This is a genomic window from Cupriavidus taiwanensis (assembly GCF_900249755.1).
GTDB classification, from domain to species: domain Bacteria; phylum Pseudomonadota; class Gammaproteobacteria; order Burkholderiales; family Burkholderiaceae; genus Cupriavidus; species Cupriavidus taiwanensis_D.
Genome location: NZ_LT976853.1, coordinates 626,073 through 646,591, shown reverse-complemented (window position 1 = coordinate 646,591; position 20,519 = coordinate 626,073). Strand labels below are relative to the sequence as shown.

General features: G+C 68.2%; 18 protein-coding genes and 1 tRNA gene. 10 read left to right on the top strand and 9 right to left on the bottom strand.

What is annotated here, in order from left to right:
* Positions 1–24: 24 nt before the first annotated feature.
* Positions 25–1,977, bottom strand: coding sequence for a dynamin family protein (locus tag CBM2594_RS02955; protein ID WP_116355531.1), 1,953 nt, complete (start codon positions 1,975–1,977; stop codon positions 25–27).
* Positions 1,978–2,236: 259 nt separating this feature from the next.
* Positions 2,237–3,127, bottom strand: a complete 891-nt coding sequence (gene mutM, locus CBM2594_RS02950) for a bifunctional DNA-formamidopyrimidine glycosylase/DNA-(apurinic or apyrimidinic site) lyase (protein ID WP_116355530.1) — start codon at positions 3,125–3,127, stop codon at positions 2,237–2,239.
* Positions 3,128–3,280: 153 nt separating this feature from the next.
* On the opposite strand from mutM, the gene CBM2594_RS02945 reads away from it, so the two are divergent.
* The 8 genes from CBM2594_RS02945 to CBM2594_RS02910 all read left to right on the top strand — a co-directional run bounded on the left by CBM2594_RS02945 (position 3,281) and on the right by CBM2594_RS02910 (position 11,563).
* Positions 3,281–5,224, top strand: a complete 1,944-nt coding sequence (locus CBM2594_RS02945) for a tetratricopeptide repeat protein (RefSeq protein ID WP_116355529.1) — start codon at positions 3,281–3,283, stop codon at positions 5,222–5,224.
* A gap of 91 nt (positions 5,225–5,315) precedes the next feature.
* Positions 5,316–5,912, top strand: coding sequence for a lipoprotein insertase outer membrane protein LolB (gene lolB / locus CBM2594_RS02940; protein WP_116355528.1), 597 nt, complete (start codon positions 5,316–5,318; stop codon positions 5,910–5,912).
* A gap of 10 nt (positions 5,913–5,922) precedes the next feature.
* Positions 5,923–6,801: a 4-(cytidine 5'-diphospho)-2-C-methyl-D-erythritol kinase gene (gene ispE / locus CBM2594_RS02935; RefSeq protein WP_116355527.1), complete on the top strand. Its 879-nt coding sequence runs from the start codon at positions 5,923–5,925 to the stop codon at positions 6,799–6,801.
* Between the two features lie 72 nt (positions 6,802–6,873).
* Positions 6,874–6,950 (top strand) — tRNA-Gln (locus tag CBM2594_RS02930).
* Positions 6,951–7,047: 97 nt separating this feature from the next.
* Complete coding sequence (locus tag CBM2594_RS02925) at positions 7,048–8,001, top strand: ribose-phosphate pyrophosphokinase (protein WP_116355526.1); 954 nt, start codon at positions 7,048–7,050, stop codon at positions 7,999–8,001.
* Positions 8,002–8,134: 133 nt separating this feature from the next.
* A complete protein-coding gene (locus tag CBM2594_RS02920) occupies positions 8,135–8,752 on the top strand; it encodes a 50S ribosomal protein L25/general stress protein Ctc (protein ID WP_116355525.1) in 618 nt (205 codons plus the stop codon).
* A 146-nt stretch (positions 8,753–8,898) separates the two neighbouring features.
* Positions 8,899–9,495 (top strand): aminoacyl-tRNA hydrolase, encoded by a 597-nt coding sequence (gene pth / locus CBM2594_RS02915; RefSeq protein ID WP_116355524.1) that lies wholly within the window; start codon positions 8,899–8,901, stop codon positions 9,493–9,495.
* A 208-nt stretch (positions 9,496–9,703) separates the two neighbouring features.
* Positions 9,704–11,563, top strand: coding sequence for a PhoX family protein (locus tag CBM2594_RS02910; RefSeq protein WP_116355523.1), 1,860 nt, complete (start codon positions 9,704–9,706; stop codon positions 11,561–11,563).
* A gap of 120 nt (positions 11,564–11,683) precedes the next feature.
* Here CBM2594_RS02910 and CBM2594_RS02905 read toward each other — a convergent pair whose 3' ends face one another.
* The 5 genes from CBM2594_RS02905 to CBM2594_RS02885 form a co-directional block, all read right to left on the bottom strand.
* Positions 11,684–11,944, bottom strand: coding sequence for a YfhL family 4Fe-4S dicluster ferredoxin (locus tag CBM2594_RS02905; RefSeq protein ID WP_115663110.1), 261 nt, complete (start codon positions 11,942–11,944; stop codon positions 11,684–11,686).
* Positions 11,945–12,011: 67 nt separating this feature from the next.
* Positions 12,012–12,497: a pantetheine-phosphate adenylyltransferase gene (gene coaD / locus CBM2594_RS02900; RefSeq protein ID WP_012351649.1), complete on the bottom strand. Its 486-nt coding sequence runs from the start codon at positions 12,495–12,497 to the stop codon at positions 12,012–12,014.
* 254 nt (positions 12,498–12,751) lie between these two features.
* Entirely contained in the window at positions 12,752–13,399 is a 648-nt protein-coding gene (gene rsmD, locus CBM2594_RS02895; protein ID WP_174080045.1) for a 16S rRNA (guanine(966)-N(2))-methyltransferase RsmD, read from the bottom strand.
* A gap of 49 nt (positions 13,400–13,448) precedes the next feature.
* Positions 13,449–14,831 carry a M16 family metallopeptidase gene (locus CBM2594_RS02890; protein WP_116355521.1) on the bottom strand — a complete coding sequence of 461 codons (1,383 nt, stop codon included), beginning with the start codon at positions 14,829–14,831 and terminating at the stop codon, positions 13,449–13,451.
* Positions 14,832–14,841: 10 nt separating this feature from the next.
* Positions 14,842–16,389 carry a M16 family metallopeptidase gene (locus CBM2594_RS02885; RefSeq protein ID WP_116355520.1) on the bottom strand — a complete coding sequence of 516 codons (1,548 nt, stop codon included), beginning with the start codon at positions 16,387–16,389 and terminating at the stop codon, positions 14,842–14,844.
* Between the two features lie 230 nt (positions 16,390–16,619).
* On the opposite strand from CBM2594_RS02885, the gene ftsY reads away from it, so the two are divergent.
* Positions 16,620–17,792, top strand: coding sequence for a signal recognition particle-docking protein FtsY (ftsY, locus tag CBM2594_RS02880; RefSeq protein WP_116355519.1), 1,173 nt, complete (start codon positions 16,620–16,622; stop codon positions 17,790–17,792).
* Positions 17,793–18,039: 247 nt separating this feature from the next.
* Here the strand turns inward: ftsY and maiA are convergent, their stop codons facing one another.
* Both maiA and CBM2594_RS02870 read right to left on the bottom strand, forming a co-directional pair.
* A complete protein-coding gene (gene maiA, locus CBM2594_RS02875; RefSeq protein ID WP_116355518.1) occupies positions 18,040–18,687 on the bottom strand; it encodes a maleylacetoacetate isomerase in 648 nt (215 codons plus the stop codon).
* A 4-nt stretch (positions 18,688–18,691) separates the two neighbouring features.
* Positions 18,692–19,393, bottom strand: coding sequence for a fumarylacetoacetate hydrolase family protein (locus CBM2594_RS02870; RefSeq protein ID WP_116355517.1), 702 nt, complete (start codon positions 19,391–19,393; stop codon positions 18,692–18,694).
* A 207-nt stretch (positions 19,394–19,600) separates the two neighbouring features.
* On the opposite strand from CBM2594_RS02870, the gene CBM2594_RS02865 reads away from it, so the two are divergent.
* On the top strand, positions 19,601–20,245 hold the full coding sequence (locus CBM2594_RS02865; protein WP_116355516.1) for an ANTAR domain-containing response regulator: 645 nt from the start codon (positions 19,601–19,603) through the stop codon (positions 20,243–20,245).
* The last annotated feature ends 274 nt before the right edge of the window (positions 20,246–20,519 follow it).

Sequence of the window (20,519 nt, the reverse complement as noted above, 5' to 3'; positions counted from 1 at the left end):
TGATATACCGGCTTCAGGAACTTGCTAGGCCACCGCAAGGCTCGGGCTGTCGGCGGCGGCCGTCGGCCGCAGCAGCCGCTGCGCGTAGCCCTCGATGCGCCCGCTGCGCTCGTCCAGCCCGTTCAGCACTTCCTCCAGCTGGGCGATGCGGCTTTCCAGCGTGTCGGTGGCTTCATGGATGCGCTCGATCGAATCGACACGCCGGCGCAGCTGCTTCTGGTGTTCGCGCACCTGCGCTTCCAGCGGCGTCATCACCGACTTGAGCCAGACCTCGATATCGCGGTTCAGGTCGCGGAAATTCTCCAGCACGCGGCTGGCCATGGTGTTGAACGCGCTTTGCACCAGCTGCGGCCGCGACCGCGTCAGCATGCTGACCGTGCCGAAATGCGCCTGCACCAGCCGCAGCGTCTGCTGCAGCTCGGCCAGGTAGCGCTCGGCGGTGAACTGCATCGGCGCCGGCAGCGTGAAGCCGTGCTCGGCATTGAAGCGCCGGTACATGCTTTCGATCAGCTGGTGCAGCTGGCCGATCTTGTTGTCGGCATCGCTCACCAGCCCGCTCAGCTGCGCAAACAATGCGTCCATGTCTTCGCGCAGGCCGCGCGAGAAGAAGCGTTCCTTCATCTGCTCGCGTGCGCTGCGCATGGTGCGGCGCACGTCGCGCAACTGCAGGCTCTTGATGATGTCGGCGCTGTGCCGGCCAAAGACCAGCCGCAGCGCCTGGAACTTGCTGATGCTCTGCTCGAACTCGTCCTTCTCGCCCTGCACCCGCATCAGCATGTGCTTGACCATCGCATGGTTCTTGCCGCGCAGGCCGCGCAGCTCGAACAGCTGCTCGACGATATCGCGGCGGCGGCTCTGCAGCAGTTGCTGCGCGGCGCGCGCCATGTCCTGCACCAGCCGGTACACCTGGTCCGAGACGATCTCGCGCCGGCGCGGGATCAGCTGGTCCGACAGCACGTGCTCGAATTCCGGCAGGCCGCTGCGTGCCAGCAGCGCATCGTCGTGCGTGACCTTGGCCACCAGCCCCTTCTGCGCCGATACCGGATACACGCGCGACTGCTCGATGCCCAGCACCTGCGCGGTGGTCGACACCTGGCGCGCGATTTCCTGCGCGATCTCGCCGGGCTGGCGCAGCGGATCCCACAGCCCGTCGATCTTGTTGAGCACCGCCAGGCAGCCACGCCGGTGCCCCGCGCCGACATGGCTGCGCCACAGCTCCAGGTCGCTCTTGGTCACGCCCGCGTCAGCGGCCAGCACGAACACGACCACGTGCGCGTCCGGGATCAGCCGCAGCGTCAGTTCGGGTTCGGTGCCGATCGCGTTCAGCCCCGGCGTGTCGAGGATCACCAGGCCCTGGCGCAGCAGCGGATGCGGGAAATTGATGACGGCATGGCGCCAGCGCGAGATCTCGACCATGCCCTCGGCGTCGACCGCGTAGGCGGCATCGGGATCGTTTTCGTGGTACAGCCCCAGCGCCTCGGCGTGTTCGGGCGGCACGCGCATGGTCTGCACCACGTGCTGGAACGCTTCCAGCATGCCCTCCGGCGAAGACGGGTCGAGCGGCACCGAATGCCAGTGCGACGCCGAGCTGCCAGCCTCGAGGAAATCCGCGGTCGAGGCATCCTGCAGGCGCGTCTCGATCGGCAGCAGGCGGATGCCGGGCGGCTCGGCCTCGTCGTAGCGCAGCTCGGTCGGGCACATGGTGGTGCGCCCCGCCGACGACGGCAGGATGCGGCGCCCGTAGTCGGCAAAGAAGATGCTGTTGATCAGTTCGCTCTTGCCGCGCGAGAACTCGGCGATGAAGGCGACCTTGAGGCGGTCGCTGCGCAGCACGCTCTGGATGCGCTGCACGCGCTCGTCGGCCTGGGCGTCGTACAGGTCGTGCTGCTGCAGCCAGGACTGGAATTCGGCCAGTGACTGGAGGACCCCGGTTCTCCAGGCGCCGTATTGTTCGAATTGGTGGGCGAGCGTTGTCATGGACCTGTTGGGCTGGTTTTACCTCGGGGCCCCGCCTCCTGTGCGGCATGCCCGTGTTCGCGCAATGCCGGTCCGCACCCCCTGCCTGCATGGCTCGCGGCCGGCCATTTTGTAACTTTTTATGACTGCGCACACGATACAGGTTTCCACGGCGGTTTTGTGGAATTCGCGTCCCTTCGACGGCGGCGTCCCTGCGAGTGTTGCGCCGACCCATCGACGCTGTGCCGCACGGCGTGCCCTGAAGCACTCGGCCCGCAAATCAGTGCTGGCAGTTGGGGCAGTAAAAGGTGGAACGCTGGCCCTGCACGATCTGGCGCACCGGCGTGGCGCAAACCCGGCACGGCTGGCCGGCCCGGTCGTAGACGAAGCAATCCAGCTGGAAGTACCCGCTGGCGCCGTCGCTGCCGACAAAATCGCGCAAGGTGCTGCCGCCGCGTTCGATCGCCTGCGCCAGGGTTTCTCGCACGGCTTGCGCCAGCCGGTCGCAGCGCGCGCGGCTCAGGCGCCCGGCCGGGGTGGTCGGACGGATACCGGCGCGGAACAGGCTTTCGGACGCATAGATGTTGCCCACACCCACCACGATCGCGCCCGCCAGCAGAACAGTCTTGATTGCGGCACTGCGCCCGCGCGTGTGGCGGTGCAGCCAGGCGCCGTCGAAGGCGGGATCGAACGGCTCGATGCCGAGCGTGCTCAGCAGCGGATGCGACGGCAGTTCCGCCTCCGGCAGCGTGGTCCAGAGGATGGCGCCGAAGCGGCGCGGATCGCGGAAGCGCAGCACGATGGTGCGCGGATGCTGGCCGGGCGCGGCGTCCGGGGCGGTGTCCGGGTCGGCGTCCAGCACCAGGTCGAAGTGGTCGTGCACACCCGGGGGCGGCGCCTCGGGCAGCACCCGCAGCGTGCCGGTCATGCCCAGGTGCACCAGCAGCCAGCCGGCGGGCTGCGTGGCGTCGGCGCTGACGCATTCGAGCAGCAGGTACTTGCCGCGGCGCTCGATGCGGCGCACCAGGCGCCGGGCCAGGCGAGCCTCGAGTTCCGGGTCGACCGGCCAGCGCAGGCCGCGGTGGCGCACCGTGACCGCGGCGATGCGCCGCCCCACCACATGCGGCAGCAAGCCGCGCCGGGTCACCTCGACCTCGGGCAATTCAGGCATCGAACCTCTCCGTTGGTTACCGCTCAAAACTGCTGCAGCGCCTGCTGGCGCCGGCCTGCGGCGCCAAGCAGCGCATTGTAGCGGCAGGCTACAATGCCCTTATCAATGCGCAATCTCCTATTCCTCGCCAGCGCGCGCCGGAGCACTCAATACATGTCGGACCTGATGCCGGACCAGATGCCGGACTCCACGTTGCAAGCCACCGCGGGCGGCGGCCAGACCACATTGCCGGGAACCGGCATGCGCACGGCGCGCCGTGCCGGCCGCCTGGCCCGCTGGTGGCAGGCCCCGCAGCGCCATGTGCGCGCGCTGGCCGCCGGCGCACTGCTGGCAACGGCGGCAGGCGCCGCCCACGCCGCGCCCCCCGTCGGGGCGGGTTCGCTGCCCATGCTGCAACTGGCCGCGGCGGACACCCCGGCGGCCAAGCCGGCGCGGCCGGCACTGCCGTCGCTGGAGCTGACCGACGATATCGTCTATATGGTGCTGGCCGCCGAGATTTCCATCCAGCGCGGGCTGGTTGGCCCGGCCTACCGCACTTACCTGGAACTGGCGCGCCAGACCCGCGACCCGCGCTTCGCCCAGCGCGCCACCGAAATCGCCTTCAACGCGCGCATCCCGCAGCAGGCGCTTGACGCCGCGCGCCTGTGGAAGGAGATCACCCCGACCTCGCCCGCGGCCGGCCAGGTGCTGTCGACCCTGCTGGTGCTCAACGGCCGCTGGGACGACGCCCGTCCGCTGCTGCAGCAGCAGCTGACCGCGGTGCCGGCCAGCCAGCGCGGCGAAGCCATCCTGCAACTGCAGCAGCAGCTGTCGCGCACCAGCGATCCGGCCGGCGCGGCGACGCTGCTGCAGGACCTGACCCGCAACGAAGCCAGGCTGCCGGAAACGCAACTGGCACTGGCGCGCGCACGCGAAGTCGCCGGCGACGAGCCGGGCGCGCTGGCGGCGCTCGACCAGGCCCTGCGGCTGCGGCCCAGTTATGAAGCGGCTGCGCTGATGTCAGCCGAACTGCGCGCCGAGAAACAGCCTGACGAAGCCGTGGCGGTGCTCAAGCGCTTTCTCGAGAAGTCGCCCGAATCGGTCAACGGCCATATCACGCTGGCGCGGCTGTACCTGCTGAAAAACGACATGCCGGCGGCGCGCCAGGAATTCGAGACGCTGCGCAAGGTGGCGCCGGCCGACCCGCGCGTGCCGCTGGCGCTGGGCCTGACCAGCCTGCAGGCCAAGAACTACGGCGAGGCCGAGCAGTACCTGCAGGAATACCTGCAGCTGGTCGAAAAACAGCCCAGCGCGAATCCCGATATCGCCTACCAGTACCTGGCGCAGATCGCCGAGGAACGCAAGGACTACGCCGGCGCGATCCGCTGGCTCGACCGCATCGAAGACATCCGCCTGGCGCCGGCGGCCACCGCCAAGCGCGCCCAGTTGCTGGCGCGCATGGGCAAGCTCGACGACGCCCAGGCCTTGTTCGGCGAGATGCTGAGCGACGCCGAGGACATCTCCGATCCCGGCCAGCGCTCGCAGCGCGTGACCGCCATCCGCCAGGCCGAAGTCGCCACGCTGATGGAAAACAAGGCCTACGACCGCGCCCGCAAGGTGCTGAACGACCGCGTCGCGGCGGAGCCCGACAACGCCGACTGGATCTATGAGCTGGCCATGCTCGACGAGCGCCAGAAGCGCTACGCCAGCATGGAAACCGGCCTGCGCCGCGTGATTGCGCTGCAGCCGCAGCAGAAGCAGGGCTACAACGCCCTCGGCTACTCGCTGGCGGACCGCAACGAGCGCCTGCCCGAGGCGCTCCAGCTGCTGCAGCGTGCCTCGGAACTTGGGCCAGACGATCCGTACATCATGGACAGCCTGGCCTGGGTCAAATTCCGCATGGGCGACCTGCGCCCCGCGGCCGACCTGCTGCGCAACGCCTATGCCAAGGCCCCCGAGGCTGAAATCGGCGCGCACCTAGGCGAGGTGCTGTGGCAGCTCGGCGAGCACGACGAAGCCCGCAAGACCTGGACCGAAGCCATGCGCATCGACCCCGAGAACGAGACCCTGGTCGATACGCTGCGCCGCTACAAGTTCAACGTGCAGCCATCCAGATAAGCCCGCGCGCCGCGGCCGGCAAGCCCGGGCCCGCGGCGCAGGATTTCCGTCAGCCGGCGGCCCTCGCGCCGCCGTTCTCACGACCATGCCCATGAACCGATCCCGACGCCTGGCGCTGCTTTGCCTTGGCGCGCCGCTGCTGTTGCAGGCATGCGCCAGCGTGGCGCCGTCGCGCAGCTTTGATGTCGACCAGGATGCCGCCAGCCAGCAGTACACCGGCCGCTTTTCCGCCAACTACGTGCGCTACGGGCGCGACGAGGGCGTGCAGGGCAGCTTCCGCTGGGAGGAGCAGGGCCGCAACGTGCGGCTCGACCTGGTCTCGCCGCTCGGCCAGACCCTGGCCGTGGTCACCGCCACGCCGTCGGGCGCCACGCTCGACCTGCCCAACCAGCCGCCGCGCAACGCGCCCGAGGTCGATACCCTGATGGAGGAAGCCCTGGGCTTCGCGCTGCCGGTGGCCGGCATGCGCGACTGGCTGCACGGGCGCCCCACCCGCGGCGCCCCGGCGCGCGCCACGCGCGACGAGCAGGGCCGGCTGGCAACGCTGGCGCAGAACGGCTGGACCGTGCGCTACGTCGCCTGGCAGGACGCGCCCGCCGCGCAGGTGCCGCGCCGCATCGACCTGGCGCGCGACGCTGCCAGCAATCCGCTGTCGGTGCGGCTCGTCATCGATCCCCAGACGCCATAAAGCCCTCGACATGCCCCGCAGCCACCCCCTGCCCCCGCCCGAACTGCGCGACTGCCCCGCGCCGGCCAAGCTCAACCTGTTCCTGCACGTGACCGGCCGCCGCGCCGACGGCTACCACATGCTGCAGACCGTGTTCCAACTGGTCGACTGGTGCGATACGCTGCATTTCCGCCGCCGCGACGACGGCGTGGTCGCGCGCGTCACCGAGGTGCCCGGCGTGCCGGCGGGAACCGACCTGGTGGTGCGGGCCGCGCGCGCGCTGCAGGCCGCCACCGGCACCTCCTTCGGGGCCGAGATCGCCATCGACAAGGTGCTGCCGATGGGCGGCGGCATCGGCGGCGGCTCTTCCGACGCCGCCACCACGCTGCTGGCGCTGAACCACCTGTGGGGGCTGGGGCTGACGCGCGCCGAGCTGATGCGGATCGGGCTGGCGCTGGGCGCCGACGTGCCGGTGTTCGTGCTCGGGCAAAACGCCTTTGCCCAGGGCATCGGCGAGGACCTGACCCCGGTCGAGCTGCCCGACAGCTGGTTCGTGATCATCCACCCGAAACAGCATGTCCCCACCGCTGAAATTTTTTCGGACGAGTGCTTGACAAGGGATACGCCCCTCTCCATAATTGCGGTCTTCGCTGCTCGCACAAACAAATTCGATTTCGGTCGCAACGACTTGGAACCGATAGCAACAGCGAAGTTCGGCGAGGTCGCCCGAGCCCTGGCATGGCTGAAGCAACACAACCAGCATGCCCGGATGACCGGTTCCGGAGCCTGCGTGTTTGCGCGTTTTCCCGACGCAACGACAGCGCAGCAGGTTTTGGAAAGGTTGCCACCCGAATGGGATGGCAGGTGTGTGAGAAGTCTGGCACAGCACCCGCTCGCGACATTCGCATAGCAAGTTTTCGTTCGGCGCGGTATGTCACTGTCACATGACAGTCTGGTACCACGAAGAACGGCCCGGTTGTGTAGGGGAGTCGCCAAGTTGGTCAAGGCACCGGATTTTGATTCCGGCATTCGAAGGTTCGAATCCTTCTTCCCCTGCCATTACTTCCTATAGTGTCCTCACGGAACACGATATCTTCCAAGTCACCGGCTTCGCCGGTGACACCAAGCTCCCCCAGCAGCAAGACAGGTGCCCCGAATGAGCAGCGAAGGCTTGATGGTATTTACCGGCAACGCCAACCCCAAACTCGCGGAGGCTGTCGTACAGCACCTCGGCATTCCGCTGGGCAAGGCCCAGGTTGGCCGTTTCTCCGACGGTGAAGTCCAGGTCGAAATCCAGGAAAACGTTCGCGGCAAGCACGTCATCGTGCTGCAGTCCACCTGCGCGCCGACCAACGACAACCTGATGGAACTGATGGTGATGGTCGATGCGCTCAAGCGCGCGTCGGCACGCAGCATCACCGCGGCCATGCCCTACTTCGGCTATGCCCGCCAGGACCGCCGCCCGCGTTCGGCGCGCGTCGCGATCTCGGCCAAGGTGGTGGCCAACATGCTGGAAGTCGCCGGCGTCGAGCGCGTGCTGACGATGGACCTGCACGCCGACCAGATCCAGGGCTTCTTCGATATCCCCGTCGACAACATCTACGCTTCGCCGGTGCTGCTGGGCGACCTGCGCGAGAAGAACTACGGCGACCTGCTGGTGGTCTCGCCCGACGTCGGCGGCGTGGTCCGTGCCCGCGCGCTGGCCAAGGAACTGAACTGCGACCTCGCGATCATCGACAAGCGCCGTCCCAAGGCCAACGTGGCCGAGGTGATGAACATCATCGGTGAAGTCGATGGCCGCAACTGCGTCATCATGGACGACATGATCGACACCGGCGGCACGCTGTGCAAGGCCGCCCAGGTGCTGAAGGAGCGCGGCGCGCTGAAGGTCTTCGCCTACTGCACGCACCCCGTGCTGTCGGGCGGCGCGGCCGCCCGCATCGCGGACTCGGCGCTGGATGAAGTGGTGGTGTGCGACACCATCCCGCTGTCGGAAGAAGCTGCCAGGTGCACCAAGATCCGCCAGCTCTCGACCGCCCCGCTGCTGGCCGAGACCTTTACCCGCATCGTCAAGGGCGACTCGATCATGTCGCTGTTCGCGGGTTCCTGATAGAATTTAGGGCTTTACTGCGTTGATCGCCCTGTTTTGGCGCTCAACGTGACCTGATCGGCGCATGTCTTGCTGATTTGCGCCGCAACGAGGCTGTCTGGTCGCGGACAGCCTTCTTACTTTTGGAGTCATCATGAAAGTTGTCGCTTTCGAGCGTAGCGTACAGGGAACGGGTGCGAGCCGCCGCCTGCGCAATTCGGGCAAGACCCCCGGCATCATCTACGGCGGCGCCGCCGAGCCGAAGATGATCGAACTGGATCACAACGCCCTGTGGCACGCCCTGAAGAAGGAAGCGTTCCACTCGTCGATCCTGGACCTGGAAGTTGGCGGTACGTCGGAAAAGGCCCTGCTGCGCGCCTTCCAGATGCACCCGTTCAAGCCGCTGGTGCTGCACGTCGATTTCCAGCGCGTGTCGGCCAACGACAAGATCCACGTCAAGGTGCCCCTGCACTTCATGAACCAGGAAACCGCTCCTGGCGTGAAGCTGGGCCACGGCCTGGTCAACCACATCGTCAATGACCTGGAAGTGTCGTGCCTGCCGGCCGACCTGCCCGAGTTCATCGAAGTGGACGTCGGCACGATGGAACTGGGCCAGACCCTGCACCTGTCGGACCTGAAGCTGCCGAAGGGCGTGACCGTGATCACCCACGGTGACGACAACCCGGCCATCGCCAGCGTCTCGCAACCGGCTGGCGCCGTGTCGGAAGCTGCCGAAGGCGGCGAAGCCGCTGGCGAAACCCCGGCTGCCTAAGCTGCCGCGGTGGCGGCCCGCGGGCCGCGCCACGAAGAAACCGCCGCTCTTGCGGCGGTTTTTTTTCGCCCGGCGGCGCACCGCCGGTTTTTCGGTATCCTTGGCGCCTGTGGCGCAGTCCGCGCGCCAACGACACAGTCACACGCATGATCAAGCTTATCGTCGGCCTCGGCAATCCCGGTGCGGAGTACGAGGCCACCCGACACAACGCCGGCTTCTGGCTGGTGGACCAGCTGGCCCGGATGGGCGGCGCCACGCTGCGCGTGGAGGGCCGCTTCCACGGCCTGGCCGCGCGCGCGCGGCTGTGGGACCAGGACATCTGGCTGCTCAAGCCGTCGACCTTCATGAACCGCTCCGGCCTGGCCGTGGTGTCGCTGGCGCGCTTCTACAAGGTCCTGCCCGACGAGATCGTGGTCGCGCACGACGAGATGGACCTGCCGGCGGGCGCTGCCAAGCTCAAGCGCGGCGGCGGCGCGGGCGGCCACAACGGCCTGAAGGACATCTCGGCCCACCTGGGCACGCAGGACTACTGGCGCCTGCGCCTGGGCGTGGGCCATCCGCGCAATGCCCCCGGCGGCGCCGGCGCGGGCCGCGAGGACGTGGTCAACTTCGTGCTCAAGCCGCCGCGGCGCGAGGAGCAGGAAGCCATCGATGCCGCGCTCGACCGCTGCATCGAGCCGCTCGGCCTGCTGGCCCGCGGCGATGCCGAGCGCGCCATGGCGCAGCTGCATACCGCGCGCTAAGCGCCGCGCCGCCAGCCAGGCATAGTCCTGCGACAACAGCATGAAAACGGGCCGCATTCGCGGCCCGTCGTCGTTTGGCCGCACCGGTCTGCAGTGTCAGACATGGTGTCATCAAAGTGCCATGGGCTACACCTACATTGCGGGGTTTCCAATCGCGTCGGTATCGCATGGTTGCCGATGCGCATGACATCCCACAGGAGGAAAGCCCATGTCGTACCTGACCGACGAAGCGCGCGCCGCAAGCCGCGCCGCCAAGCCTGACGTTGACGTGCCCGGCCAGATGCTCGAGGACATCGTCGCTGCCAACCCGGCCCGCCGCCGGGTGCTGCGCGGCGGCCTGGGCCTGTCGCTGGTGTCGGCGTTCGGCAGCGGCCTGCTGGCCGCCTGCGGCGGCGATGACGATCCCGCTCCGGCTCCGGCGCCCGCACCGGCCCCGGCACCGGCCCCCGCGCCCGCCCCGGCACCGGCCACGCCGAGCTACGAAGTCACCTTCGAGCCGATCGCCAAGTCCACCGCCGATACCGTGGTGGTGCCCAGCGGCTACAGCGTCGACGTGCTGTTCTCCGCCGGCGATGCGGTCGAAGCCGGCGCCACCGGCTATGTCGGCGCGTTCCAGTCGTCGGCCGAGACCGAGCGCCAGGCCGGCGGCAACCACGACGGCATGCACTACTTCACGCTGCCCGGCGTCGACCCGCAGAAAGGCGGCCTGCTGGCGATCAACCACGAGCTGCCGGACTACAACATCCTGTTCCCGACCGCCTACAATGCCGCCACCGCGAGCCCCGAGCAGAAGCGCATCGCGCTGTCGGCGGTCGGCATTTCGGTGATCGAAGTGGAACTGGCGGCCAGCGGCAAGTGGCAGGTCAAGCGCGACTCGATCTACAACAAGCGCTACACCGGCAACACGCTGTACCGCGTCGGCGGCCCGGCCGCGCCGGTCATCGGCGCGACCGTGGTCGGCATGCTCAACAACTGCTCGAGCGGCCATACCCCGTGGGGCACCTACCTGACCTGCGAAGAAAGCACCGACAACTACATCGACCCGACCCAGGCCGAGAACGGCTACGGCTGGGTGGTGGAAATCGATCCGTACGGCACGCTGGGCGCGCCCGCCAAGCGCACCGCGATGGGCCGCTTCGACCATGAGAACGTCGCCTTCATCACCGATGCCAGCAACAACGTCGCCTTCTACATGGGCGACGACGGCACCCCGGGCTGCATCTACAAGTTCGTGCCCGGCAGGGCGTTCGATCCGAACAACCGCGCCGCCAACGCCAACCTGCTCGACAGCGGCACGCTGTACGTGGCGAAGTTCAACGCCGACGGCAGCGGCCAGTGGATCGAACTGACGCAGGGCAAGAACGGCCTGACCGTCGGCGCCTCGGACCCGGGCAACTGGACCCAGTCGGCGGTATCGCCGGCGCCGACCACGGTCGACTTCGCCAGCCAGGCCGACGTGCTGATCAACACCAAGTCCGCCGCGCGCGTGGCGGGCGGCACGCTGATGGACCGCCCCGAGTGGATCACCGCGGCGCCGGACAACACCCTCTACTGCACGCTGACCAACAACAGCGGACGCCAGCAGACCGATGCCGCCAATCCGCGCAAGAACAACCTGCACGGGCATATCGTCAAGTGGAACGAGGCCGGCAACTCGCCGCTGGCGACGACCTTCACCTGGAGCATCCTGCTGCAGGCCGGCGATCCGTCGCTGGCCACCGACAACCTGAAGGGCAATATCAACGGCGACACCTTCTCCAGCCCGGACGGCCTGCGCGTCGACCCCAAGGGCCGCCTGTGGGTGCAGACCGACTCGAGCACCAGCGCCACCTACACCGGCACCTTCGGCAACAACAGCATGTACTACCTGTCGCCGACGGGCCAGTCGAAGCGCTTCCTGGCCGGCCCGACCGGTTGCGAGATCACCGGCATCGCCTACACGCCGGACCTGACCACCTGCTTCATCAACATCCAGCACCCGACCGGCAAGTGGCCGGACGCGGCCAGGCCGCCGCGCTCGTCGACCATCGTGGTGCGCCGTGCCGACGGCAAGCCGATCGGTGCCTGACCGCGCAGTGCAGTAGGCAGTAACCGTAGTAACAGGGGAAAGGTTAAGCCCCCGTCACCTTGCGGTGCCGGGGGCTTTTTTTCGCGCGGCGGAAGCGGAAAAAGCGCGCGGGTCCTGGGGTCAGGCCGCGTGCCGGGCCGCCGTCAGCAGCCGGTAGCGCTGCAGCAGCACCTCGTGGGTCTCGGCGCGGTTCGGATCCTTGGGGATGCAGGCGACCGGGCAGACCTGCTGGCATTGCGGCTCGTCGAAGTGCCCAACGCACTCGGTGCACTTGTTGGGGTCGATTTCGTAGATCTCGGGCCCCATCGAAATGGCTTCGTTCGGGCACTCGGGTTCACAAACGTCGCAGTTGATGCAGTCGTCAGTGATCATCAGCGCCATGGTGTTTCCTTCCTGCGGACACGCCCGCGCCCGACTGGCCGCGGTCTGACGTGTCTGAAGCCGTATTTTATTCCGGTTTGGCGATTTTCTCTTGCAGCCAGCGTTCCACGGACGGGAACACGAACTTGCTGACATCGCCGCCAAGCACCGCGATCTCGCGCACGAAGGTGCCGGAGATGAACTGGTACTGGTCCGAGGGGGTCAGGAACATGGTCTCGACGTCGGGCAGCAGGTAGCGGTTCATGCCTGCCATCTGGAACTCGTACTCGAAGTCCGACACCGCGCGCAGGCCGCGCACGATCACGCGCGCATTGTTCTTGCGCACGAAGTCCTTGAGCAGTCCGGAAAAGCCCTCGACCCGCACGTTGGGGTAGTGCCCGAGCACTTCGCGGGCAATGCTGATGCGCTCTTCGAGCGAAAAGAACGGGCGCTTGTTGGGGCTGTGCGCCACGCCGACCACCAGTTCGTCGAAGATGTTCGACGCACGGCGGACCAGATCCTCGTGTCCCCGGGTCATTGGATCGAAGGTGCCGGGATAGACCGCGCTGACCATACTTCCTCCTTGATCTGCCCGCTGCCGGCCGTGGATCGGCCGCCTCTTGCGCCGGCCGGGCCGGCGTGGGTGCTGCGTCGCGAGCGTTGTGACAGCGGCGTAGTGTAACCCCAAATGCCCCGCTTGGAAGTCGCCCGGTGCACCGTTTTGCGGCGGTGCAGCTAAGAATCGCTTCCGCAATCAGGAAGGGGCCCTTCCCCGTTTTGGAAGCGCGACACCAGTCGTGGCGCCGCGCACGGGTGCATCGGCACGGATCAGGCCGCGCCGTTGCCCGGCACGCGGTGCTGCAGCAGGTGGAAATGCACCGCGCCGGCGCGCGCGTGCCGCACGATCTCGAGCGAGGCCGGCACCGGCGCGTCGGCACCGGTCAGCGGGTGGTCGGTCTCGACATAGACCGCCCCGCCCGGCCGCGACAGCCGCGCCGCATGCGCCAGCGACGGGCCGATCCAGTCCTCGGCGAACGGCGGGTCCAGGAACACCACGTCGAAGCTGGCCTCCGGCAGCTGCGCGGCAATGGCAAAGGCATCGCCCTGCAGCACGCGCACCTGTTGCGCATCGAGCCGGTCGAGGTTGTCGCGCAATTGCCTGGCCACGCGCGCGTTGGATTCGACCAGCGTCACCGCGGCCGCGCCGCGCGAGGCGGCCTCGAAGCCGAGCGCGCCGGAGCCGGCGAACAGGTCCAGGCATTCCAGCCCGGACAGGTCCTGGCCCAGCCAGTTGAACAGGGTCTCGCGCACGCGGTCGGGCGTGGGGCGCAGCCCCTGGGCGTCGGGCACCGGCAGCAGCGTGCGCTTCCAGCGTCCGCCAATGATGCGGACCTGCGCGGGTGCCTGGCGCGGCACCGCAGAGACGGGAGATCGCCCGCGCGGAGCGGGCGAAGGCAATCGGGAACGCGAATTCATGCCGTGATTGTAGAGCCTGCGGCGCGGACCGCCGCAGGCGATGCCGCCGTCACTGCCGCGAAGCCGTGGGCGTGGCGCCCACCGGGCCGCCGACGATCACCGTGGCCATGTTGTCCGGGTGCACATGGCGCTGGAACGCCGCCCGGACCTGTTCGCGCGTGACCTTGCCGATCTGCGCGGTCCAGGTATCGAGGTAATCGAGCGGCAACCCGTACCAGCCGATATTGGCGACGTTGGTCAGCAGCTTGCGGTTGTTGTCGATGCGCAGCGGGAAGCCGTTGATCAGGTTGTCCTTGGCCGCGCGCAGCTCCTTTTCGCTCGGGCCTTCGGCGACGAAGCGCGCCAGCACCTCGCGCACCAGCGCCAGCGCCTCGTCGGTCTGCGCCTTCTTGGTCTGCAGGCTGATGCCGAACGGCCCCGGCTGCTTGGACGGTGCGAAGTAGCTGTCCACGCCGTAGGTCAGGCCGCGCTTCTCGCGCACTTCGTCGGTCAGGCGCGAGCTGAAGCCGCCGCCGCCCAGCACGTAGTTGCCCACCAGCAGCGCGAAATAATCCGGGTCGCCGCGCGCGATGGCGGGCTGGCCCAGCGCCACGCTGGACTGCTGCGCCGGGTGCGGCAGGCGCTGTTCGCTGGGCGCGATCTTCAGCCGCACCTGCGGCAGCGCCGGCGCGGCGCTGCCGGGCGGCAGCCCGCGCGTCAGCTGCTCGGCGATGGCCTCGGCCTGCTTGCGGTCGACCGCGCCGATCAGCGTCACCACCGCGCGCTGCGCGCCGTAGTTGTCGCGCCAGAACCTGACGATATCGTCGCGCGTGATCGACGCCACGCTGTCAGGCGTCGCGGCAATGCCGTAGGGATGGTCGGGATACATCGCGCGGGCCAGCGCCTTGTCGGCGATCACGCCGGGCTTGGTGTCGGCTTCGCGGATGGCGGTGATCAGGCGCTGCTTCTCGCGGCCGACCACGGCATCCGGGTAGGTCGGCGCCTTGATCAGCTGCGCCGCCAGCGCGACCGACTGGTCCAGCTCCGGCTGCGCGGTCAGGGTGCGCAGCCCGATGCCGCCGCGGTCGCCGCCGGCCGCGCCGCCAAAGGCGGCACCGGTATCGGCAAAGCCATCGGCAATCTTTGCTTCGTCGCGCGCCGGCTGGCCGTCCTGCGCGGCGGCGCCCTTGTCCAGCAGGGCCGCGGTCAGCGTGGCCAGCCCGGCCTTGCCGGGCGGGTCATAGCGGCTGCCGGCGTCGAAGTCGATATTGATGTCGAGCATCGGGATCGACGGGCTGTGCACGAAGTACACCCGGGCGCCGGTGGAGGCGGTCCAGTGTTCGATCGGGATTGCGGCCTGCGCCAGTTGCGCGGCCAGCAGCACGGCGGCACCCAATGCGGCGCCGGCCAGTTTGCGCAGCGCGCGCGGCGCGGAAGTGACGGACTCGGTCATCGCCTTGTTCTCAGTGGCGCAGGCCCGACGGGGCCTGGGACTTGGGCTTGTTCGGATCGATCGGCTGCGGCACCAGCGTGGCCACGGTCAGGTTGTCGTCGTTGAAATACTTCGCCGCGACGGCCTGCACCTGCGCCGGCGTGACGGCCTTGATCTTGTCGAGCATGCGGTCGATCTGGCGCCAGGAGAGCTCCGAGATTTCCGAGACGCCGATCTCCATGCCTTGCCCGAACACCGAATCGCGCTTGTAGATCTGGCCGGCCACCACCTGCGCCTTGACGCGCTTGAGCTCCTCCGGCGACACGCCTTCGCGCGCGATGCGCTGGATCTCGGCGCGCAGCGCGCGCTCGATCTCTTCGGTGTTGTGGCCAGCGGCCGGGGTGCCGTCGAGCACGAACAGCGACTCGCCGCGGTTGATGCTGTCGTAGCCGACATTGACGTCGTCGGCCAGGCGCTGCTCGCGCACCAGTTCGCGGGTCAGGCGCGCGTTGTCGTAGCCGTTGAGCACGGCCGCCAGCACCTCGAGCGCATAGGGGTCGACGTCTTTCTCGACATCGCGCAGGCGCGGCACCTTGTAGGCCATCACCATGTACTGGTTCTCGGCGGGCGCCTTGACCCAGATGCGCTTGATGCCCTTCTGCGCCGGCTCTTCCTGGTCCTTGCGCACCGGCAGCGCGCGCGGCTTGAGCTTGCCGTAGTAGCGCTCGGCCAGCGCGCGCACTTCGTCGGCCTTGACGTCGCCGGTGACGATCACCGTGGCGTTGTTGGGCACGTACCAGTGCCGATACCAGTCCTTGACGTCTTCGACGCGCATGTTGACCAGGTCGTCCATCCAGCCGATCACCGGGTGGCGGTAGGCGGCGGCGGTGTAGACCGTCGCCAGCAGCTGCTCATAGACGGTGCCGCGCGCGGAGTCGTCGGTGCGCAGGCGGCGTTCTTCCATCACCACCTTCATCTCGCGCTCGAACTCGTCCTTGGTGATGACGAGGTTGGCCATGCGGTCGGCTTCCAGCTCCATCATCTTCGGCAGGTACTGCTTGCCGATCTGCTGGTAGTACATGGTGAAGTCGCGGTTGGTCATGGCGTTCTCGCGTCCGCCCAGCGCCGCCACCTGCTTGGAGAATTCGCCCACGCCCACCTTGGGCGTGCCCTTGAACATCATGTGCTCCAGCATGTGGGCCACGCCGGTGGTGCCGCTGACCTCGTCGATGCCCCCCACGCGGTACCAGACCTGGTGCGCCACCGTGGGCGCGCGATGGTCTTCCTTGACGATCAGCCGCAATCCGTTGGACAACCGGTATTCGGTCGTGCCCTGCGCGGTGGCGCCGGCCGGGGCGGTCTGCGCGCCGGGCATGGGCGCGGCCACCACGCCTTGCGCCGCCACGGGCAGGGACCATGGCAGCGCGGCCAGCAGCAGTGCGGGAATGACGCGCCGCGCCAGTCGCGCGGCGTATGCGGGAAGCACGTGGAAAGCTGGTGCGTGGCGTTGGATGCGCGCTCGGGCGCCGGCTTTGGTGCCCGGCGTGCCCGCCGCGGTCATGACAGCGCAATGGTTCATGCGACCCCGTCTGCTAGAATTTTGCCGATCGACCCGCGCGCGCAACGCTGCGCGCGCGAATCTGCCATGTAGTAGAACTCATGTAGCGAACTATACGCAAGCGCCGGCCGGGACCACAACGGTTTCTCCCCAGCCATCGCGAAGCCTGCGTAACCCATTGATTAATCACCGGTTGCCTGCTGGCATTGGCTGCCGCCAGGGTCTCGGCCCGGTATTGACCCCGTTCCCCAATGTTTAGTTTCTGGAAGAAGCGCAAGGCCGAGCCGGCGCCCGTCGAGACGCCTGTCGAGGCGCCCGCGCCAGTCCTCCCGGCCCCCGCGCCGGAGGTGCCCGCACCGGCACCGACGCCGACGCCGACCCCTGCGCCTGCGCCTGCCCCGGTTCCTGCGCCCGTGCCGGTGCCCGTGCCCGTCCCCGTGCCGGCGCAAGTGCCCCCGCCCGCGCCGGCGCCCGTGGCCGCCGAGGCGCTGGAACTGGTGCCGCCGCCCGCGCCCAGCGCCGAAGCCCGGCAGGGCTGGATGCAGCGCCTGCGCACCGGCTTGTCCAAGACCAGCCGCAACCTCGGCACGCTGTTCGTCGGCGTCAAGGTCGACGAGGACCTGTTCGAGGAACTGGAAACCGCGCTGCTGATGGCCGACGCCGGCGTCGAAGCCACCGAATACCTGCTGGGCGAGCTGCGCAAGCGCGTCAAGTCCGAACGGATCGAAACCGCCGAGGGCGTCAAGGCGGCGCTGCGCGAGCTGCTGACCCAGCTGCTGCGCCCGCTCGAGAAGACCATGGCGCTGGGCCGCGAGCAGCCGCTGGTGATGATGATCGCCGGCGTCAACGGCGCCGGCAAGACCACCAGCATCGGCAAGCTGTGCAAGCACTTCCAGCGCTATGACCAGAAGGTGCTGCTGGCCGCCGGCGACACCTTCCGCGCCGCCGCGCGCGAGCAGCTGGCGATCTGGGGCGAACGCAACAACGTCACCGTGGTGGCGCAGGAAAGCGGCGACCCGGCGGCGGTGATCTTCGACGCCGTCAATGCCGCCAAGGCGCGCGGCATCGACATCGTCATGGCCGATACCGCCGGACGCCTGCCGACGCAGCTGCACCTGATGGAAGAGCTGAAGAAGGTCAAGCGCGTGATCAGCAAGGCCATGCCGAGCGCACCGCACGAGGTGCTGCTGGTGATCGACGCCAATACCGGCCAGAACGCGCTGCAGCAAACCCGCGCCTTCGACGACGCGCTCGGGCTCACCGGCCTGATCGTGACCAAGCTCGACGGCACCGCCAAGGGCGGCATCCTGGCGGCGATCGCGCGCCAGCGCCCGGTGCCGGTCTACTTCATCGGCGTCGGCGAGAAGGTCGAAGACCTGCAGCCGTTCAGGGCGGAGGAATTTGCGGAGGCGCTACTGGGATAAACCAAAACCGGAACCGACGGTTTTCGGTGCACCATAGCCGCCCGAACCAGCCTAAGCAAGGTGTTCTCCCTCTCCCCTCATGGGGAGAGCAACCGGGGTGAGGGGTGGTCTAGCAAGGAACCACTTGAAGCGAGGCCAGCGGTTTGAACCCACAGGCATCAGCCGTTGACCCGCCTGCCCTCATCCCCTGCCCCTCTCCCGCAAGCGGGAGAGGGGAGCAAACCCTCAGCACAGCAAAGCAACACGCTTACTCAGCATCCGGCTGCGACTTCGGCTCGGCCTTCTGGAACGCGGGCAGCGCCATGCATTCGTCATAGATGCTGGCGATCGCCGGATAGCGCGCCACGTCGATATGGAAGCGCTGCGCGTTGAACACCTGCGGCACCAGGCAGAGGTCGGCCAGCGTGGGCGTGTCGCCGAAGCAGAAGCGCCCGGCCTTGCCGCTGCGTTCCAGGTTGGCTTGCAGCGAGGCAAAGCCCAGCTCGATCCAGTGGCGGTACCACGCGTCCTTGACCTCGTCGGTCACGCCCACTGTGTGCTTCAGGTACTTCAGCACGCGCAGGTTGTTCAGCGGATGGATCTCGCAGGCGATTTCCTGCGCCAGGCCGCGCACATAGGCCCGGTCCAGCGCCGTGCCCGGCAGCAGCTTCGGCTCGGGGTAGACCTCGTCCAGGTACTCGACGATGGCCAGCGATTGCTGCAGCACGTGCTCGCCGTCGGCCAGCGCCGGCACCAGGCCGTCGGGGTTGACCGCGCGGAACTCGGGCTTCAGTTGCTGGCCGCCTTCCTTGAGCAGGTGCACCGGCACGTAGTCATAGGACAGGCCCTTGAGTTCCAGCGCGATACGCACGCGGAACGAGGCCGAGCTGCGGAAATAGCTGTAAAGCTTGAGCATCGGTTCAGACTACCTTGATGGTGAGATCGCCCACGCCGCCGACGTGGCACTGCATGACATCGCCCCTGACCACCGGGCCCACGCCCTCGGGCGTGCCGCTGAAGATCAGGTCTCCCGGCTGCAGCTCGAACAGCTTCGACAGGTACGACACCATCTCCGGCACCGACCAGATCAGGTCCGACAGGTCGCCGCGCTGCTTTTCCACGCCGTTGACCGCCAGCGTGACCTCGCCCTTCTGCGGATGGCCGATGGCCGCGACCGGCACGATCGGACCGATCGGCGCCGAGCGGTCGAAAGCCTTGCCGGTCTCCCACGGGCGGCCGGTTTTCTTCGATTCGTTCTGCAGGTCGCGGCGCGTCATGTCCAGGCCCACGGCATAGCCGAATACATGGCCGGCGGCCTGCTCGACCGGGATGTCGCGGCCGCCCTTGCCGATCGCCACCACCAGCTCCACTTCATAGTGGCAGTTGCTGGTGCCGGGCGGGTAAGGGAAGGCGCCCTCGGTGCCGTCGGCGACATAGCTGACCGCATCGGACGGCTTGCAGAAGAAGAACGGCGGCTCGCGGTCGGGGTCCGAACCCATTTCCCGGGCATGGGCGGCATAGTTGCGGCCGACGCAGTACACGCGCCGGACCGGGAAGCTGGCGTCGCTGCCGCGCACAGGCACGCCAACGGGCGCGGGCGGGGCGAACACGAATTCGGTCATGCATCTCTCCAGATAGTTCTGATCGGTGCTGCGACGGGGCCCGGTGCCGGGCGCAGCAGGGCAACAGGATACACCGCGGGGCCGGGCCTGCGTACGGCCGCATACACTGAATCCAGGCACGCTCGCAGTGCCGCCGCACCGGACTGGCGCAACCGCTCTGCCCTGCCCGGCGCGAATCTTGCATGGCGCACTGCAACAGAGCCAGCCATGACACGACGCCATCCGCCCCCCACGCCCGCGCCTGCAAGCCCAGCCCCCTCCGCCACCGGCCGGGTGCTGCGTATCCTGCTCGTGCGCGACCCGCTCGACCTCGATCCCCTGAACGTCGAAACCATCCGCAGCGGGCTGGTGCGCGCGGGCTTCACCGAGATCCAGATCGTCGACGCCGACCTGCGCTTGCCCGACGTGATCACCGCGACGCAGCCCGACATGCTGATCATCGCGTCCGAGTCGGCCGCGCGCGACACCATCGAGCACGTGTGCGTCTCGACCCAGCACGCGCCGCGCCCGATCGTGCTGTTCACCGACAACGACGACAGCCAGCGCATCAAGGCTGCGCTGAGCGCGGGCATTACCGCCTATATCGTCGACGGCCTGCGCGCCGAGCGCGTCAAGACCGTGCTCGACGTCGCCTATGCCCGCTTCGAGCTGGACCAGCAGCTACGCGCCGAACTCGACGCCACCCGGCTGAAGCTGGCCGAGCGCAAGGTGGTGGAGCGCGCCAAGGGTCTGCTGATGCAGGCGCGCGGGCTCAGCGAGGAAGACGCCTACAAGCGGCTGCGCAGCATGGCGATGGAACGCGGGCTGAAGCTGGTGGACGCCGCGCAGCGCGTGATCGACGTGATGGGCTGAACTTCCGGGCTGAGCGCCCTGCACTGGCCGCCGCGGTGCGACGCCGCACGCGGCTGGTGCGCTGCACGGTCGTGGCGCCGTCCTCCGCCCCGGCCTCGCCCATCCGCTTGACGCTGCGACGCGGCGGCTGCTGCCTTCCTTCTCCCGCCGCGTCCGCGTACGCACCGACCTCGCTCATTTCGCCCCGTTCCGGCACACCGTTCCCTGAAATGTTGCGCCGCACGATGCTGGCATACGCCTTGCGTGATGCAGGCATCGGCCAACGGCGGCCGAT

Bases quoted from the DNA above. Each gene is read 5' to 3' on its own strand.
- CBM2594_RS02870 (WP_116355517.1), bottom strand. From the start codon at position 19,393: ATGACCGAATTCGTGTTCGCCCCGCCCGCGCCCGTTGGCGTGCCTGTG.
- CBM2594_RS02955 (WP_116355531.1), bottom strand. From the start codon at position 1,977: ATGACAACGCTCGCCCACCAATTCGAACAATACGGCGCCTGGAGAACC.
- mutM (WP_116355530.1), bottom strand. From the start codon at position 3,127: ATGCCTGAATTGCCCGAGGTCGAGGTGACCCGGCGCGGCTTGCTGCCG.
- CBM2594_RS02885 (WP_116355520.1), bottom strand. From the start codon at position 16,389: ATGAACCATTGCGCTGTCATGACCGCGGCGGGCACGCCGGGCACCAAA.
- CBM2594_RS02920 (WP_116355525.1), top strand. From the start codon at position 8,135: ATGAAAGTTGTCGCTTTCGAGCGTAGCGTACAGGGAACGGGTGCGAGC.
- pth (WP_116355524.1), top strand. From the start codon at position 8,899: ATGATCAAGCTTATCGTCGGCCTCGGCAATCCCGGTGCGGAGTACGAG.
- maiA (WP_116355518.1), bottom strand. From the start codon at position 18,687: ATGCTCAAGCTTTACAGCTATTTCCGCAGCTCGGCCTCGTTCCGCGTG.
- ispE (WP_116355527.1), top strand. From the start codon at position 5,923: ATGCCCCGCAGCCACCCCCTGCCCCCGCCCGAACTGCGCGACTGCCCC.
- ftsY (WP_116355519.1), top strand. From the start codon at position 16,620: ATGTTTAGTTTCTGGAAGAAGCGCAAGGCCGAGCCGGCGCCCGTCGAG.
- rsmD (WP_174080045.1), bottom strand. From the start codon at position 13,399: ATGAATTCGCGTTCCCGATTGCCTTCGCCCGCTCCGCGCGGGCGATCT.
- lolB (WP_116355528.1), top strand. From the start codon at position 5,316: ATGAACCGATCCCGACGCCTGGCGCTGCTTTGCCTTGGCGCGCCGCTG.
- CBM2594_RS02865 (WP_116355516.1), top strand. From the start codon at position 19,601: ATGACACGACGCCATCCGCCCCCCACGCCCGCGCCTGCAAGCCCAGCC.
- CBM2594_RS02905 (WP_115663110.1), bottom strand. From the start codon at position 11,944: ATGGCGCTGATGATCACTGACGACTGCATCAACTGCGACGTTTGTGAA.
- coaD (WP_012351649.1), bottom strand. From the start codon at position 12,497: ATGGTCAGCGCGGTCTATCCCGGCACCTTCGATCCAATGACCCGGGGA.
- CBM2594_RS02945 (WP_116355529.1), top strand. From the start codon at position 3,281: ATGTCGGACCTGATGCCGGACCAGATGCCGGACTCCACGTTGCAAGCC.
- CBM2594_RS02925 (WP_116355526.1), top strand. From the start codon at position 7,048: ATGAGCAGCGAAGGCTTGATGGTATTTACCGGCAACGCCAACCCCAAA.
- CBM2594_RS02890 (WP_116355521.1), bottom strand. From the start codon at position 14,831: ATGACCGAGTCCGTCACTTCCGCGCCGCGCGCGCTGCGCAAACTGGCC.
- CBM2594_RS02910 (WP_116355523.1), top strand. From the start codon at position 9,704: ATGTCGTACCTGACCGACGAAGCGCGCGCCGCAAGCCGCGCCGCCAAG.